13 protein-coding genes are annotated in these 15,837 nt (G+C 63.8%); 5 read left to right on the top strand and 8 right to left on the bottom strand.

Translation table 11 applies throughout. The features are described from left to right. Positions 1-76: 76 nt before the first annotated feature. From AC4GY7_RS17630 to AC4GY7_RS17615, 4 genes are all read right to left on the bottom strand, one after another. On the bottom strand, positions 77-1,195 hold the full coding sequence (locus AC4GY7_RS17630) for a PepSY-associated TM helix domain-containing protein (RefSeq protein WP_491116454.1): 1,119 nt from the start codon (positions 1,193-1,195) through the stop codon (positions 77-79). Positions 1,196-1,239: 44 nt separating this feature from the next. Continuing rightward, entirely contained in the window at positions 1,240-3,387 is a 2,148-nt protein-coding gene (locus AC4GY7_RS17625; RefSeq protein ID WP_491116452.1) for a TonB-dependent receptor, read from the bottom strand. 158 nt (positions 3,388-3,545) lie between these two features. Continuing rightward, a complete protein-coding gene (locus AC4GY7_RS17620) occupies positions 3,546-3,956 on the bottom strand; it encodes a DUF2946 family protein (protein WP_491116450.1) in 411 nt (136 codons plus the stop codon). A gap of 124 nt (positions 3,957-4,080) precedes the next feature. Beyond that, positions 4,081-6,726, bottom strand: coding sequence for a TonB-dependent receptor plug domain-containing protein (locus tag AC4GY7_RS17615; protein WP_491116448.1), 2,646 nt, complete (start codon positions 6,724-6,726; stop codon positions 4,081-4,083). Positions 6,727-6,825: 99 nt separating this feature from the next. On the opposite strand from AC4GY7_RS17615, the gene AC4GY7_RS17610 reads away from it, so the two are divergent. The 3 genes from AC4GY7_RS17610 to AC4GY7_RS17600 are packed head-to-tail and all read left to right on the top strand — an operon-like array spanning position 6,826 to position 10,285. After that, complete coding sequence (locus AC4GY7_RS17610; protein ID WP_491116446.1) at positions 6,826-7,563, top strand: ABC transporter ATP-binding protein; 738 nt, start codon at positions 6,826-6,828, stop codon at positions 7,561-7,563. Further along, complete coding sequence (locus AC4GY7_RS17605; protein ID WP_491116444.1) at positions 7,560-8,999, top strand: ABC transporter permease; 1,440 nt, start codon at positions 7,560-7,562, stop codon at positions 8,997-8,999. The genes AC4GY7_RS17610 and AC4GY7_RS17605 overlap by 4 nt, the downstream gene beginning before the upstream one ends. Then, positions 8,996-10,285, top strand: a complete 1,290-nt coding sequence (locus AC4GY7_RS17600) for a DUF3526 domain-containing protein (RefSeq protein ID WP_491116442.1) — start codon at positions 8,996-8,998, stop codon at positions 10,283-10,285. Before AC4GY7_RS17605 ends, AC4GY7_RS17600 begins: the two co-directional genes overlap by 4 nt. 331 nt (positions 10,286-10,616) lie before the next feature. Here AC4GY7_RS17600 and AC4GY7_RS17595 read toward each other — a convergent pair whose 3' ends face one another. Further along, entirely contained in the window at positions 10,617-10,964 is a 348-nt protein-coding gene (locus AC4GY7_RS17595) for a lysozyme inhibitor LprI family protein (protein WP_491116440.1), read from the bottom strand. Between the two features lie 113 nt (positions 10,965-11,077). After that, complete coding sequence (locus AC4GY7_RS17590; protein ID WP_491116438.1) at positions 11,078-12,511, bottom strand: FAD-dependent monooxygenase; 1,434 nt, start codon at positions 12,509-12,511, stop codon at positions 11,078-11,080. A gap of 545 nt (positions 12,512-13,056) precedes the next feature. On the opposite strand from AC4GY7_RS17590, the gene AC4GY7_RS17585 reads away from it, so the two are divergent. Both AC4GY7_RS17585 and AC4GY7_RS17580 read left to right on the top strand, forming a co-directional pair. Beyond that, the gene (locus AC4GY7_RS17585) at positions 13,057-13,356 is read left to right on the top strand and encodes a putative quinol monooxygenase (protein WP_491116436.1); all 300 of its coding nucleotides are present in this window, start codon (positions 13,057-13,059) and stop codon (positions 13,354-13,356) included. Between the two features lie 13 nt (positions 13,357-13,369). Continuing rightward, entirely contained in the window at positions 13,370-14,041 is a 672-nt protein-coding gene (locus AC4GY7_RS17580; RefSeq protein WP_491116434.1) for an HAD family hydrolase, read from the top strand. Positions 14,042-14,092: 51 nt separating this feature from the next. On the opposite strand, the gene AC4GY7_RS17575 is transcribed toward AC4GY7_RS17580, so the two are convergent. Beyond that, positions 14,093-14,275: an SEC-C metal-binding domain-containing protein gene (locus tag AC4GY7_RS17575; RefSeq protein ID WP_491116432.1), complete on the bottom strand. Its 183-nt coding sequence runs from the start codon at positions 14,273-14,275 to the stop codon at positions 14,093-14,095. Positions 14,276-14,499: 224 nt separating this feature from the next. Next, positions 14,500-15,726, bottom strand: coding sequence for a hypothetical protein (locus AC4GY7_RS17570; RefSeq protein ID WP_491116486.1), 1,227 nt, complete (start codon positions 15,724-15,726; stop codon positions 14,500-14,502). Positions 15,727-15,837: the final 111 nt, after the last annotated feature.

The raw sequence follows: 15,837 nt of genomic DNA, 5'->3' as shown, positions 1-15,837 counted from the left end.
TTTTCGGAAAGCGGCAGAGCCAGCCTGAACGTCCGCAACTGGGTCAGTGCAGCAGCGACTGGCTGATCAGTAGGTGTCACAACCGTTCGGTTGTGACACCCAAATAGAGTGATCCGGTAGAGCGAGAGGCCTTTGCACGGCGTAGCCAATGCAAGATGCCGGTTGCGAACAGCAGCGCCGGAACTAAGCCCAGCAACACCGCCAGAATGCGCGTCGCCAAGCCTCCGACTGTACCGTCGTGCAGGGTGCGAACCCAGCTCGCCACGGCCGTTCCGGTGCCGGCGTGGCGAACATCATGCAGCGCCAGCACCCGGCCTGAGAACTGGTCGATGAAGACGTAGCTGCCCGGGAAGCGCCGATGGGGATCACCGGGCACCTGGAGCCGAACGCGGACCAGCGCATCATGGGCGCCCGGCATATCCACGAAGACAACCCGACCCTCCGGTAACGCTTGGTGCGCGGTTGCAAACGCTTGAACGATACTGACCCGACCGCCCCCGCTGTCAGAGGATTTCGGGGCCGGAATAGCCGCAGGCTGCAAGAGCGCCTGCGTGACGGGTGGCAGCGCCAGCAGTACGCCGGTAGCGACCAGCACGAACAGCAGCGCCATGCTCCACAAGCCAGACAGCTTGTGCAGGTCGCGCAGTCGGCGGATCGGTACGGCGTCGCGTTTGAAGGCAACCGCCTTGCGCCAGCTTCCGCGCGGCCACCACGCCGCAATGCCGCTGACCAGCAGCACCAGCATCACCACGCCCGACCATCCCACCACCTGACCACCGAGGTCGCCAGCGAGCAGCGCCATGTGGAGCTGGTAGAGCCAGCTCATCAGATAGCTCCCCCAGGGATCGGCACGGACGATCCGGGTGCCGTCAGGCGAGAACCAGACCATCATCCGATCGGCGTGGTGGCCGTGCCCCGACGACGGGTAGAAGCGCGCTGGAATGGTGCCACCCTCGCCCGTAACTTCGATCGTCCATTTGCCGGCCGGATCATGCCAACGGGCACGCCCGGTCGCCAGCGCGCGGTCCCACACCGGCGACGCCAGTTCCGGCGCAGGATTGGCTTGCCCGACGCGGACGGCAGGGTGGAGCGCGGCGTCGATGCCGGTGTAGAACACCAGCGCCGACCCAGTGAGGCCCAGCACCGCAAACAGCAGCCCGAGGCTTAGCCCCAACCACAGGTGGACGCGGCGCACTAAAATGCGCGCGCATGATGCTGCCGATCGCCGGTGCCCAGCCATCAGAACCGGGTCGCCAGCGCCACCTCGAACGATCGTGGCGCGCCGATATAGACGTTGGTGGTCGGGTAGCCGGAATATTCACCATAGGAGGCGTCCGTCAGATTCCGGCCGCGCAGCGTCAGTGTCGCTTGCGGCGCGACCGGGAACGACAAGCTGGCATCGAGCACGGTATGCCCGGCGACGCGGATCGTGTTGGCCGTGTCGGTGTAGAAGGCGCTGGCGTGTCGCAGGAACCCGCCCACCGTCACCTTGTCAGCGATCGTGTAGAGTGCGGAGGCGTTGACCGTGGTCGAGGGGACGTTGATCGGCCGGTTGCCGCTCCGGTCGATTCGGACGCCGCTCACCAGCTCGGACAGTTCGTCATATTGCGCGGCGGTGTAAGAGACACCGCCTGAGAGGCGCAGCGCCTTGATGGGCGTAACGACGCCGGACAGTTCGACACCTCGCGAGGATTGCCGCCCGCCCTGCACGGCCAGCGCCGGGTTGGTCGGATCGCGTGTCAGGATGTCTTTCTGCTCGATGCGATAGACGGCGCCGGTGACGCTTGCCCTACCGCCCCATCCGCTCGCCTTGAAGCCGGCTTCGTAGGCACGCCCCTTAGTTAGCCGGAAGCGGCTATTGGCGATCGAGGCCAGCAGGATCGAGGACACCGGCGATACCGCCGTCGTATATTGCGCGTAAAGCGTCAGGCCACCGCCCACGTCCCAGGTCGTGCCCGCCCGCCACGAGACAGGATCGAAGGTCGGACTGTTGCGATCGACTGCGCCGGTGACATTCTGGATCGTCGCCCGGTCCAACTCCATGTGATCCCAACGCACCCCGCCGACCAGCAGCCACTTCGGCGTCAGGTTCAGCGCATCCTCCGCGAACACGGAGGTCTGCTTCAGCTTGGAATCGAAAGTGACGTTGCCGGCGGTGAAGATCCCCGTACTAGCGGGCAGGGGCACAACGGCCGGGTTGCGCACGTCCACAGCCGGCAGGGCCGAGGTGGGGGCAGTCTGACGCAGGCTGACAAAATGGGTGTCGTTGTGTTCGACGCCAAGGCTGAAGCGGTTGCGCAGGCCCGCGATCGATTGATCGTTGCCGATCACCCCCCGCGAATTCCAGAACTGATGATCGTGGCGGAAATCCTGATAGGTCTGGCGGAAGCTGCCGTTGGGGAAGGCCGCGGTGGGCGCGACGAAGGTCTGGCTGTCCGCCAGCAGGAATGCGCGATCGGCGGTGTAACCGGTCAGATCGAGCGCGAAGGTCCATCCGCTGCCGATCGACCAGTCGAGCCGCGAGCGCACCGTCGTCTCGTCGGCACCTGAATAGGCTCCTTGAGGATTGTAGTTGCGCCGGCGAAGCGCGCGATCGGCGACCAGGCCGTTCGCGCTCGTCACAGCGTCGGTCGGGCGCAGCGCATATTGACCGGGGATCAGGGGCAGACCCTGATAGGTGGCGTCGTAGCGATCCTCGAAATGATCGACCTCGACGAGCAGCGACAGGCGATCACTCGGCTTCCATAGCGCGCTGGCGGTCAGTCCGGTCGAGAAGGTATCGTTGTTCTCGACGTCGTAGAGGCTGTCCGACCGCTGGTAACTGGCGTCCGCCCGCACCGCGATCGTGGACGATACCGGCAGGTTGACCCCGCCGGCTGCGAACACCGTGCCGGAGCTCCCGACCGAGAGCAGGGTGTCTAGGTGACGTTCGCCCACCACTGGCTTGCGCGTCACCTTGTTGATGACGCCGGCAAGCGCGCCCTCGCCGTAGAGAACCGAGGCCGGTCCTTTCAGCACCTCGACCCGGTCATAGTGCCAGTTGTTGCTGTCACGCTGGACGACGGTCGAGGCAGACACCCGCACGCCGTCCTGAAGGATGGATACGGTGTTGCCGGCAAAGCCGCGCAAGCTGACGACGGCAGGGTTGCCCGGCACGTTGCCGGCGATCGCCCCCACCACATCGTTGAACGTCTCGCGTGTGGTACGAAGACCGCGAACCTGGAGATCGTCCTGCGTCAGTACCTCGACGCTCGCCGGCGTCTCGCGGATCGATAGCCCGAGGCGGCTGCTCGCCTGCGCCTGATCGTCCAGCTTCAGCGGGTCACGCTGGCCGGTGACGATGATCGTCGCATCAGTGCGGTCATCCGTAGTGTCGGTGCCTCGCATCTGAGCCGCGACCGGGAACGCAAGAAGCAGGCAGGGCGCAGCGGCACCCAACAGGAGGTGTATTCGAGACATCGGAGATACCTCTGACCGGCCCGATGCCTAAGAGCGCGGGCCGCAATTCCATGGTCACGCCGGATGAAGCGGCGCGGGATGACAGGTCAGAGATAGGCCGGTGGTCCCCGCAGCGGGGGGCGTAGATAGGCTGGACTCGAGGGTGCCGGCGGGACGGTGGCGATCAGGCCCAGGGCCAGGATGAAGACGATGAGCGCGGCGAGCTGGACGGGATCGATCGAGCCCAGCATCGCAGCCGACAAGCCCGAAAAGGCGCAAGGCATCTCCGCCTTGCCATGATCCTTCGACTTGCCGTGGTCGGGCATGTCGCCGTGCATGCCCGGCATTCCTACCGTCATCGTACGCGGTGCGGTGCCGGAGCAGATGGTGATGGTGATCCGCCCATGATCGTTGTTGATCATGTAGCCGGTGGGGACGAGCAGCTTCAGCAGCAGCGTCGCCGCGCAGATCAGCACGGCGAGATGACGTTGCGCCAGAAGATGCCGGACGGCCTGCACGGAGGACAACCTACCCTTGCCAGCAGGGTGTGTCACTTGGACATTCTGCCTTAGCCCTGCTAAGCGTCACGACCGAATGATTGTGGCGCTTGGCAGGGCAGTCACCGGTACAATCCGCTGATTCCTAGAAGCTTAGGCCTGCTCGAACGAAGACGGTCCGGCCATTGAAGCCGAACGGTGAGATCGCGTTGTATGGCTGTGTACCCGCATTGTCGGCGCCGTTCGTGCCGGCGGTGACGCTCGCGACCGTCGAGGCAATGTTTTCGTCCGGGTAGACGTCAAACAGGTTCTGAGCGCCGGTGCTCAGGCGCAGCTCACGCGTCACCTGCCACGACAGTTCGACATCGGTCAGCACCTTGGCCCCGAATTCCTGGATGATGTCGACGTTGGCCGGATTGGCTGCTGCCGCGACTTGCCTCGTCTGATAGCCCGGCGTCAGAATATCGGCACGTGCGATCATCACGTTCGTCAGCGCGACCGTCGCTACTTCGCCGTAGCGGGTGTTTGTGAGCGACAGCGTCACCGGCCCCCGCGTGTAGTTGAGGTCCAGCGTCACCTTGGTGCGCGGCAGGCTGTCAGAAAACCGCAGCTGCTGCGTCAGGTCGAACAACGGCGTCGTGATCCCGAGCGCGGCGAGCGGTGCAGGCGTACCGGCGACCCGGTCGAATTCGGTCTTTGTGTAGTTTCCCGCCAACGTGCCGGTGAATAGGCTGCCGTCACCGAAGCGGTGACGCGCGTTGACGACAAGATCAACGCCTTTGGTGTCGGTGTCGACCGCGTTGGTAATGTACGAGATCGCGCTGAAGTTGCCCGCGCCGCGATTGACAAGGAAGCTGGTCAGGCGCGCGTCCTGGAAGGTTGAAGAAATGGCGATGCGATCGCGGAGCTTGATTTGATAGGCGTCGAGTGTCGCCGTTATGCTGCCGCCCTCGAACGCCAGCCCTGCTGACAGGTTGTCCGAGCGCTCGGGGCGGAGATCGGTCGCACCGACCAGACGAGCCGCGGGGCTGTTCACGGACGCGACCCGCACGATCGCCTGGGCACCGTTCAGGATCAGCGTGTTTGAGGCATTATAGCCTTGCTGCGCCAGCGCGGGTGCGCGGAACGCCGTATTATAGGAGCCGCGCACCGCAAGGCCGCCGAACAGCTCCAGCCGGCCAGCGACCTTGTAGTTGGTGGTGTCGCCGAAATCCGAATAATTCTCATGCCGAACTGCGCCCTGAAGGAGCAGCCGGTCAAAGAAGGTCTTCTCCAGCTCGCCATAGACTGCCCAGCTCCGCCGCCCGATACTGGCGCGATCGTCAGGGCCGGCACTTGGTCCGGGCTGCGCGCCGATCGGTCCAACCGTGCCTGCTCCAGGCCCGTCGATGATGCGCACCCCGCCGTCTCGGAAACCGTCGATGTCGCCCGAGAAGAGGCGATAGGTCTCCTCGCGATACTCCGCTCCCACCGCGACGTTGAGCGGAGCGTCGTCCCCCAGCGGAATGGCGCGGGTCAGATCCAGGTTACTGGTCCACTGATAGAAATCTGAACCGAGCCGGTAAAATCGTCGCGGCGAGGCGGTGCCCAGCGTCACGTTGACGCTGTTGTCGTAGAAAAGATCCTGCGTGCTGACACCGTAGTTGCTCGACAGGTCCCAGCCGAACCCAGCAAGCTCGGTGCCGCGAATGCCCGCCGCGACCGAGAAATATTCGATCTGTGAGTCGAGAACCGGCCGGTATCCATTGGGATAAAAAGCGCGCAGCGTCTCGTTCTGTCCGGCCCGGCGAAAGAAATACTCGATGTCGCCGTCGAGCCGACTGTAGCCGCCGAAGCTATACACTTCGACGTTCGGCGCGGCCGGCGCGACGAAGTTGGCGAACACCTGCTTGTTGGTGCTCGGCTGGTCACCGAACCGGAACACGTCGCGGTCGATCGTCGCCTCTCGCGGGTCCAGCGTGCCGTTGGAAGGCGTCAGCCCGGTGCCGGAGCCGTAGTTGCCGGAGATCGCAACCGGCCGACCGGCCGCATTGGTACCGAAATACTGCTGGCGGGTGTCGGGGCGGGAGCGGTTTGTGCCCTCGGCCTTCTGGATCGACGCGGTCAGCCGAAAGGCACCGCCGTCTCCGACGCGAATACCCGATGAAACGCTCGCCTCACCATAGGCGCCGTCGCCTGCCGTGGTGATGCCGCCAGTGACCTGCGCGCGCGTGCCGACCGACCGGTCGAGGATGAGATTGATAACGCCCGAGATCGCATCGGAGCCGTATTGCGCCGACGCACCGTCGCGAAGCACCTCCGCGCGGTTGAGCGCAAAGGAGGGGATCGCATTGAAATCGACCGACACGTCGCCGCGACCGACCCCGTTCGAGGCGTTCAGATCGGAAGAGGTGTGCCGTCGCTTCCCGTTCACCAGCACGAGCACTTCACCCGGACCCAGGCCGCGCAATGATGGTGGTTGCAGATAATCGCCGACTCCTGACCCGAGCGGACGCGGTGTGTTAAAGCTCGGCACCTCGACCTTGAGCTGCTGGATCAGATCGGCGCGCCCGCTCTGCTGGAGCTGCTCACGGCTGATTGCGTCCACCGGTGTTGCCGAACCGGTTGCGGTGCGCCCGCCGAAGCGGCTGCCGGTCACGATTATCTCGTCCTGCGTTGTATCGGTTGGCTCGGTTGGCTCGGTCGGCTCGGTATCGGCTGTCTCCGCCGGCATCCTCTGCGCCATCGCCGGTGTGGCCGTAAGCGCCGCGATCATCGCGGTCGCGGCGAGCCGCGGAACGGTGCGTGTCACTTGTTTTCCCCTTCCGAACCCAACGGTTGCATGTCTGCAACCGGCGGTTCCCATTCATGATATGTTGCACTGTATCATTAAGGTTGGCAAGTGAAGGGGATGACTGATCGAGCCGAACCCATCCGCCTCCACGACGTGACGCTGTCCTACGGCGATCACCGCGTCCTTGATTGTCTGTCACTCTCCGTCAGAAGCGGCAGCGTCACTGCGCTGCTCGGAGGGAACGGTGCAGGCAAGTCCACGACCCTTTCCGTGCTGCTCGGTTTCGCAAGGACAGGAGGCGGCGAGGTGTCGGTGTGCGGGATCGATCCCGCTGCGGACCCGGACGGTGTGCGCCGGCAGATCGCCTATCTCCCGGAGAATGTAGCGCTTTACGAGCATCTGAGTGCGGTTGAAAACGCGGACTATCTGCTAGCCCTTTCGGGCGAGCGGCAGGCACGCGCCGCTATCACCGACGCCCTTTCCGCAGCTGGCCTCCAGGAGCGCGCCTGGGACCAGCGGCTAGGCGGCTTCTCCAAGGGTATGCGGCAGAAGGTGGCGATCGCGGTCGCACTCCTTCGACAGGTGCCGGTTCTACTGCTCGACGAGCCGACTTCCGGCCTCGACCCTCGCGCCACCGCCGACTTCAACGCGCTGGTCGCGGCGGTTCGTGATCGTGGCACGACAGTGCTGATGGTAACTCACGACCTGCTGTCCGCGGCTGATGTCGCGGACCGGATCGCCTTCCTTGAGGGCGGTCGGGTGGTGGACGACATTAAGGCAAGCGGCCCGGAGCGCTTCGACGTGCGTGCGCTTCACGCGCGCTTCCAGACCGGTACCGCGGCGATTGCGGCATGAGCGCCGCCCGTCTGATTGCCCGTGACGAGCTGCGCCTGATGGCGCGCAACCGGGTTGCGGTCATCGCCATTGTACTGCTGGTGTTGCTGACCCTGATCGCGGCGCTGAGCAGTTGGTCGCACCAGCACGGCATTGCCGAGCTTCGCGCCCGTCATGCTGCAGTTGCAAAGCAGGCGTTCGACGCCCAGCCTGACCGCCATCCGCACCGCATGGTGCACTACGGCCATTTTATCTTCCGTCCGCTGGGTGCCCTCGCCGCCTTTGATCCCGGTGTTGACGCCTTCACGGGCAACAGCATGTTCTTGGAGGGGCATCGTCAGAATACCGCCAACTTCGGCGACGTGCGGCAAAGCTCGCTTCTGGTGCGTTTCGGCCAATTCACCCCCGCCTTCGTGCTTCAAGTGGTCGCGCCACTGCTCCTGATCTTTCTCGGCTATGGCGGGCTTGCACGGGAAACGGAGCGCGGCACGCTCCGTCTGCTGATGTTGCAAGGCGTCTCACGTGGGCAGGTCGTGCGTGGCAAGCTGCTCGCACTCGGCACGGTGGCCTTGCTGGCCGGCTTGCCGGCGATGATCGGTTTCGTTTTGATCGCGGGACAGCCGGGTGCGCTGGCCATGCCGATGCTGGTCATTGCGCTCGGCTATCTTGGATGGCTCACGCTATGGGTCGTCGCGATCCTGCTCGTCTCCGCAGTGGTCCGGCGCAGCCGCGATGCGTTGCTTGCGCTGGTGGCGCTGTGGGCAGTCACTGTGGTGCTGCTGCCGCGTGTTGCCCCTGACGTCGCGAGCGCGATCGTGCCGCTCCAGAATCGTCTCCAGACCGACGTTGCAATTGCGCGGGACCTGCGAGCAATGGGTGACAGCCATAACCCTGACGACCCGCATTTCGCCGCTTTCAAGGCGCAAGTGCTCGCGCGCTATGGCGTAAGCCGGGTCGAGGACCTGCCGGTGAACTACAAGGGATTGCTGGGCTTGGAAGGCGAGCGGCTGAGTTCTGAGCTGTTCGAACGTTACGCCGGGCAAAGCTACGCCGCGCAAGACAGCCAGAACGCTCTGGTGGAGGTCGCCGGGATGCTCAGCCCTGCCATCGCGATCCGCTCGCTCTCGATGGCGGCTGCCGGCACCGATTTCGCCGGCCACCGTCGCTTTCTCGAACAGGCGGAGGCGTATCGCTATGCGCTCGTCCAGCGACTGAACCGACTTCAGGCAGACGCAGTCAGCTATGCCGACGACACTGCAAAGGACGCCGGTGCCGACCGCCGCAAGCGGATCGACGCGGGCAACTGGCAGGCCATGCCCGCATTCGCCTTTGCGGCACCTGACGGCGCCACGCTCGCGAGGGGCGCGGTGCCGGGGCTCGTAATCGTGCTAGGTTGGCTGGCAGTCGCCGCGGCGTTGCTCATGCTCGCTACCCGCCAGCTGGGAGCACGTCGATGAGCCTGTTCGGCCATGAACTCCGTCTGCTCCTCCGGCAACGGCTGACCGTCATCGCTCTCGTGCTGCTCGCAGCACTGACCGTCGCCGCGCTTGTCGCGGGAATGGCGGAGGTGGCGCGTCAGCGAGCCGCGATCGCCGCGATTCCCGCCGCACAGGCTCAGGACATCGGCCCGATCGCCGCCTGGGTGGATAAGGAGAAAGACGCCGGCTCGGCTGCCTACTACAGCTTCCATCCGACCTGGGACGCCCCTTCCCCGCTGGCCTTCGCTGCGCTGGGCATGCGTGATGTGTCTCCATACATCCTGCGGGTGCGTGCTCTGGGGCTGGAGGCGCAGGTTTACGATGGCGATACCTTCAATCCTGAACTCGCGCTGCCCGGCCGGTTCGACTTCGCGTTCGTGCTGGTGTTCCTTGCGCCCCTGTTCGTGATCGCGCTCTTCCATGACCTGGTCTCCGCCGAGCGCGAGGCAGGCCGCGCGCGGATGCTCGAGGCGCTGCCAAACGGCGGGCGAGCGTTGTGGCGTAGGCGTACGTGGCTACGTCTCATGGTGCTTTGGGCCGTGCTCGCGGTGCCGTTCGTGGTGGCAGCTGCTATCGAGAGCGTTGCTTTCGCCACCATCCTGGTCGTGTTGCTGCTAATCGTTGCCTATCTGTTGTTCTGGATCGGCCTCGCCGCGCTGGCCGGGCGGCTGCGCTGGAGTTCGGTCGCAAACGCCGCGACGCTCGCAGCGTCGTGGCTGGTGCTGGTGTTGGTGGTTCCGACCCTTGCCAATGTCGCGATCAACCAAGCTCTACCGGTTAACCAAGGTGCCGAGATCGCGCTGGCGCAACGCGAGGCGGTCAACCGGGCTTGGGATATCCCGCGTGACGACACCATGCGCCGCTTTTACGCGCATCATCCCGAATGGGCGGATTCACCTCCGCTCGGACCCGAGTTCCACTACAAATGGTACCTCGCTTTCCACCAGAACGGCGATGAAAGCGTGGCCGGACGCGTGCGCGCGTACCGAGCCGGCCTGGAGGCGCGCGACGCGGCAGGACGCACGTTCGGGTGGGTGCTTCCGTCAGTCGGGGTGCAGGCGCTGCTGACCCGCCTTGCGCGCACGGACCTGGATGCGCAGCTGGCTTACCAAGACCGTATCCGTGAGTTTCATGGCCGTCTGCGTACCTTCTACTACAGCTATCTCTTCCGCGATCGACCGTTCGGCACCGCAGACTTCGCCCGCGCCCCACGGTTTATGGATGTCACGTCCGCTGGCGAGATGCAGCCGTCTCGCGTCATGTAAGACCGTCCGAACTGTAAGGATAGGTGCTTATTGGTGTCACAACCGTCCGGTTTGTGACGCCAACGCGCAAACCGCCGTTTTCCGCGGACTTCGGAATGTCAAAAGTCTGCGTCAGATCGTTTGCAATGGGAATGACCGGCCATCCGGTGCAGACCCATCATCTGCACCCGGTTCGTCCCTGCCAAGATGAACAAGCGTCCGCTTCCGGGAAAGGGAAAGATGCCGGTGAATGACCGCAATTGGGTCGTTGCTGAAGGTTTGCTGCGGCTGGCTATCTGTGCAGCGCGCAGGCCTACGCGGTCCGCGATCGCTGCCGATCAAGGTGGCGTGATCAGCGAAAGCGGGAGAGCCATGTGATCCGCTGCTTCGTCTGCTTGGCAAGGCACGCCGGGTGGTTCAACATCTCAATCGTCCCTGCGCCCTCGCTGTTGTCGAGCGGGCAAGCACGGTCACGCTGAGCAAGCCATGCGCGCTGCGAAGTGCGCAAAGCTGACTGACGCGCGCTAGAAAGTCGTTCCATCGTCGATCGATAGGTCTCGTTCAGCCGAACGTCGGCGCGTCTACAATCAGCAACGAAACAGGCCGACATTGCCGAGGTCACACCCTGGGCTGCCTCACCAGCGTTGAGGCAGCGATCCAATTGGTCAGAAGCGGCAAGCGCCAGGGCAAGTGCGATCATCAGTAGCCTCCATCATCTGCAAAACGATGCGGGCTTCGGCAGGTTGCCGATCTACTCAAACGCCACAGTGCGTCCCTGGGATCGCGTGACAGCATGGAGCGACAGACAAATTATCATGCCGGCGCACCCAACGGATCAAACAGACGCGCCATAGCCTGGGTCAAAGCCAAGCGATCGATGATCGAACCTGCCCAGGCGACGATCCCATCAGGGCGTATCAGGGCGGCGTCCGCATTGGCTTTGTCGCCTGAGGAAGAGACACAATAGTCAAGCTGGGTAGACGCGTCAGCAATCTCGGCGAACTGCTCGGAATGGTTGAAACCGAGCAACAATGCCTGCCCGCCACGCAGCGCCTCGTTCATTGTGCGTCCGTCCGCAAGTGGCGCGTCAGGTGCGCTGCGGCCCACGAGAGGATGTGCGGCGCCAAGTTCATCGTATCGCAGCCCGGCGCCCCATACCCGTTCGGCGAAGAACGTCGACCCGTCACGCGTCGCCATCAGTTCGCGAACCACGGCTCGCAATGCCGCGGCGCCGGGATCTGGTCGAAGCAACGCTACCTGTGCTCGCGACCAATCGAGCACTTGTTCCGCGATCGGACGCCGTTCCCGCGCATAGCTGTCGAGCAACGAGGGCGACGCGCGGCCAGTGGTCACCGCAGCGAGTTTCCAACCCAGGTTCATGGCATCGCCGATGCCTAGATTGAGGCCCTGACCGCCTAGCGGCGCGTGAACATGCGCCGCGTCGCCGGCGAGGAGCACGCTGCCCTGCCGATAGCTGGTGGCGAGAAACGCGCGATCGGTCCACGTCGTGGCGAGTTCCACCCCGGTGACCGTGACGTCGGTGCCCGACACGCGTCGCAGTACCGCTTGCAGATGCTCGTCGCTCAGCGGGGATGTGCGATGGCTTACACCGCCATCGAAGTCGACCATGGTGACGGTGCCGGGCGGTGCGTAGGTGTACATACCTGACGCGGTATGCTGGCGACCGGGGCGAAGCCGGTTTGGCTCCTTGAGGCGCAGCGTCATCGAATAGCCGGTGAATTCCGGCTCAGTGCCAGCAAAGCTGATCCCGGCGGCCTTGCGAACGGTACTGCGGCCGCCATCGCACCCGACGATCCAACCGGCCCGATGCGCCATACCGCCGGCATGGACCTCGATGCCGTTTGCCATCCGCGTGACGCCGTCGACGCCACACCCGTGGCGGATTACGACGCCGAGATGGCTTGCTCGAGTAAACAGCACGTGTTCGAGGTCGGCCATCGTCACCGCGAGCGCTTCGACTGCACCGCCCCAGCGCCACGGCCACGCGTTCGTGTCGACCATGTCGTAAAAAAATTGCAGACCGGCAAAATGCCCAGCGGGACGGCGCGCTCCGGCGGTCCAAGGTGCGGCGATGACTGTGTCGGCCAACGCCATGCGGGCCTTGAGCGGCGATAACAGATCACGCCGGTCGAGGCTCTCCATCGTCGGCAGGTTCAGCCCGCGAAGACCAAAGGGCAAATTCTTCAGCGGCGATGCCGCTGCCTCGCTACGTTCGAGCACCAGCACGCGGCAACCGGCAACCGGCAACCGGCAAGCCCGAGCTCGCATGCGAGAAAGAGGCCAACCGGCCCAGCGCCGGCAATGATGACGTCGTATGTGGCGTTGTGATCGAGTGACACGGTGAAGGCTCCTTCAGTCGATTGTTCGACCGGAGCGTTCCCCATCCAGGCACCCTCGCGGACGAACGGACAGGCGCCGCGAAATGGCACCCACTGTTCGTCGTGGGGATCCTGGCCAAGGCCAAAGACCAGAGCTTACGTTACCGAAAGGGCTTGGGCTGACCACACCAAGCCTGCCTTTTCCGACCATGCCAGCGTAGCTGATCGTTATCTGCAATGGAAGACCGTCGCAGCGCGTCAGCAAGCCGCCGGGCGACAACCTGCCAAGCCGACAATAGCTGAACGGACGTATGCTCGCGGAAGGGACTGCGACCGTAACAACGGCCGCTTCTGGATCACGCCCAACCGGGCAGATTATCCTGGTTGCATCGACACATGGCTTGTGACGCGCGACCGACGGGTGCACGAGGCTTGGTTAGTCGGGAGAAACCCATGTCGGTCAAGGTCGTCGCATTCGTCAGCGTGAAGCCCGGGCAGGAGGACGCGTTCGTCGCCGCAGCGGGCGACTGTGTCGCCGCCTCACGAGCCGAGCCTGGGGTGCTCCGCTACGATCTGTGGCGGGAGGCCGAGGGGGAGCGGCGGTTCGTCTTCGACGAGCTCTATGTCGACGACGCCGCGGTGCAGGCCCACATGGCTTCCGACCACTTTAAAGCGTTCGGCATGTCGGCGCGTGAACTGGCGGCAGCGCGGCCTATCATCACCGTCGCCCATGCGGTCAAGGTGGTCGACTGAGATGACGCCGCGAGTGCTGGCTTTCGACGTGTTCGGGACGGTGGTCGACTGGCGGTCGGGGATCGCACGTGAGTCCGCTCCGCTTCTCGCCGCGGTCGGGCGGCCCGACATCGACCCGGCCGGCTTCGCGGACGCGTGGCGCGCACGCTATCAGCCGGCAATGGCGGCGGTTCGCCATGGCAAGCGGCCGTTCGTCGTGCTCGACGTCCTTCATCGCGAGATGCTCGAAGCGACGCTGAACGATCTGGGCTTGAACATCGCTGCGGTCGATCCGGCGATGCTGGAGGACTGGACCTGCGCCTGGCATCGGCTGGACCCATGGCCGGAGGCGGTTGAAGGCCTTGCCCGGCTCAAGGAACGTTTCCCGATCGTGACGCTGTCGAACGGCAACATCGCGCTCATGCTCGCCATGGCGCGGCATGGTGGGTTGCCTTGGGACGCGATCATGGGCGCCGAGGTGACCCGCGCATACAAGCCCGCGCCTGAGGCATATCTGGCGACGGCACACATTCTCGCCGTTGCCCCTAGCGAGCTTGCCTGGTGGCGGCGCAATACAGCGACCTTGCCGCAGCGCGTCGTTCCGGGCTGCTCACCGCCTATGTGGACCGACCGATGGAGCGCGGCGGCATTGCGGCACCGGACCGAGACCAGCGCGAAGACTGGGATTGGTCGTCGAGCGGCTTAACCGACCTAGCAACGCAGCTCGGCTGTTAGCCGGTACGCCGAGCCGCTTCCGTCATTCGCAGCATCGCTTAAACTTCTTCCTCGAGCTGCAGCGGCAGGGTTCATTGCGACCGACCTTGACCAGCGCGAATGCCGAAGTGGCCGCGGCGAAGCCGCCGCTTTGCGAGCAAGCCGCGTACAAGCGCGGTACGACAGCCGCGGGAGTGGCCGGCGCGCTCGCGTCCAGCCGTCTCATCGACAAGCCGCATCATCGTTGTGAACCATGCAAGCGTCATAGCGCAGACTGCAGCCGGCTTGCCATGTTGTGCCAGCGCTCGCTGCGGCTCTCCGAAACACGCTCGGTAAGCTAACCGAGCTTTCAAGAAGGATGCCGCCTACATGAACGAGCGGCCACTTTCTGGACGCGGCCGAGCAGCCCTGAATGGCTGGAGATGGGTCAAATCTTTTGACCGCACAACGCTACTGGTGGCTTTCAGACTGCTCAAAAACGGTGACCACGCGGACGTTACTGCCGAGCCGCTCCAAGTGCGCAATATCGTCGCGGATGCGAGCGAGTCGGCGTTCGGTTCCCACGACCACCAAAATCACGCGAATGGAGAGACCGAGCAGTCGTTCGAGCATATCGAGGAAGCGCCTTGGATGCGTCAGGCGCATTAACTCGATCCCTATCGTTTCATGTACGTCTCCTGCCGGCCATGAAACCATCAAATCGAGACGAATTTGGCGCATGCTGGAGGGGACCGGGACTTCTAGAGCAACGCTGCCTTGAGCTACCCGCCCTTCGCGCATGGACGCCGAAATCCATTCCGCTAGATCGGCGTTGCCCTCAGCTTCCTTCTGGAAGGCTGGCTGCCAATGCCAGATAGTCTCGATGAGGTCAGACTCATGATCACGAGGTGCGAATCCCTGATCCGCATCGCCCGTTCCGCCCAGAAGCCGGACATCGACATCCTTCGCGTCTAGAAGCACCGTTAAGACGCCAGCCTCTAAAAGCTGTCGCATCCATGCAAAGCGACTCGAGGGACTACGGAAACGTAGAATAACGCTGCCGAACCGCACCTCCACTAGGCTCGCATCGGGGGCTACAGCTCGAACAGCTGCAATAAGCCTACTTACATAGGCAGTATTTGGCACGGAAATGCCTATGCGTACCTCCCACAGCACAACCGTGTCAAGTTCAGTCTCGGCAGCCAATTCGTGAAGAAGCTCAGCTAAAAGCAGCTGGTCCATGTCCGTGAGTGGTCGGTGCTTGCCTCGCCCTCCACGGACGATCGAGAGAGAACGAAAAAGCGACTTCCACGGCTCATCGGCCTTCCTGTCACGGAGTGCGTCAAACATCGCCTCCAAACCAATTCTCGTGTCGTACCACTCACCTTCGGTCACATCTTGGTCAAGCTGGGCAGAGAAACGAAGCAGCGCCTTCGGCATTGGATCAGTTCCGCGATAAGGCGTGAGCCCGCCTGATCCATTTGCCGCTTGACCCAGGTAGGCGTTGCGTACCTTCTGGACGTGTTCCAACGCCGACCGGTTTTCATCCGCGATAACAACTGTACCTGCATCTGGTAGGCTCAGCCGCTTAGTGCCAGTTGCGAGGTCAAGATAAAAGTTTCGGTCAAAGAATCGCCGAGCACCGCTCTTATGAATATTCGCCTGCACCTCCAATTGCGTCACGGGTACTAGGGTCAGGACCCATTGATATGAGCGTCGCGATCTGATTCAGGCTCCGCGAGGAGACCGGGATGAGCGACCTGTTTTGGCTGACGGACGAGCAGATTGAGCGGCTGCGGCCGTTCTTTC

This window comes from Sphingomonas sp. SP5, assembly GCF_058313455.1.
This window is presented reverse-complemented; position numbering and strand designations above follow the sequence as displayed.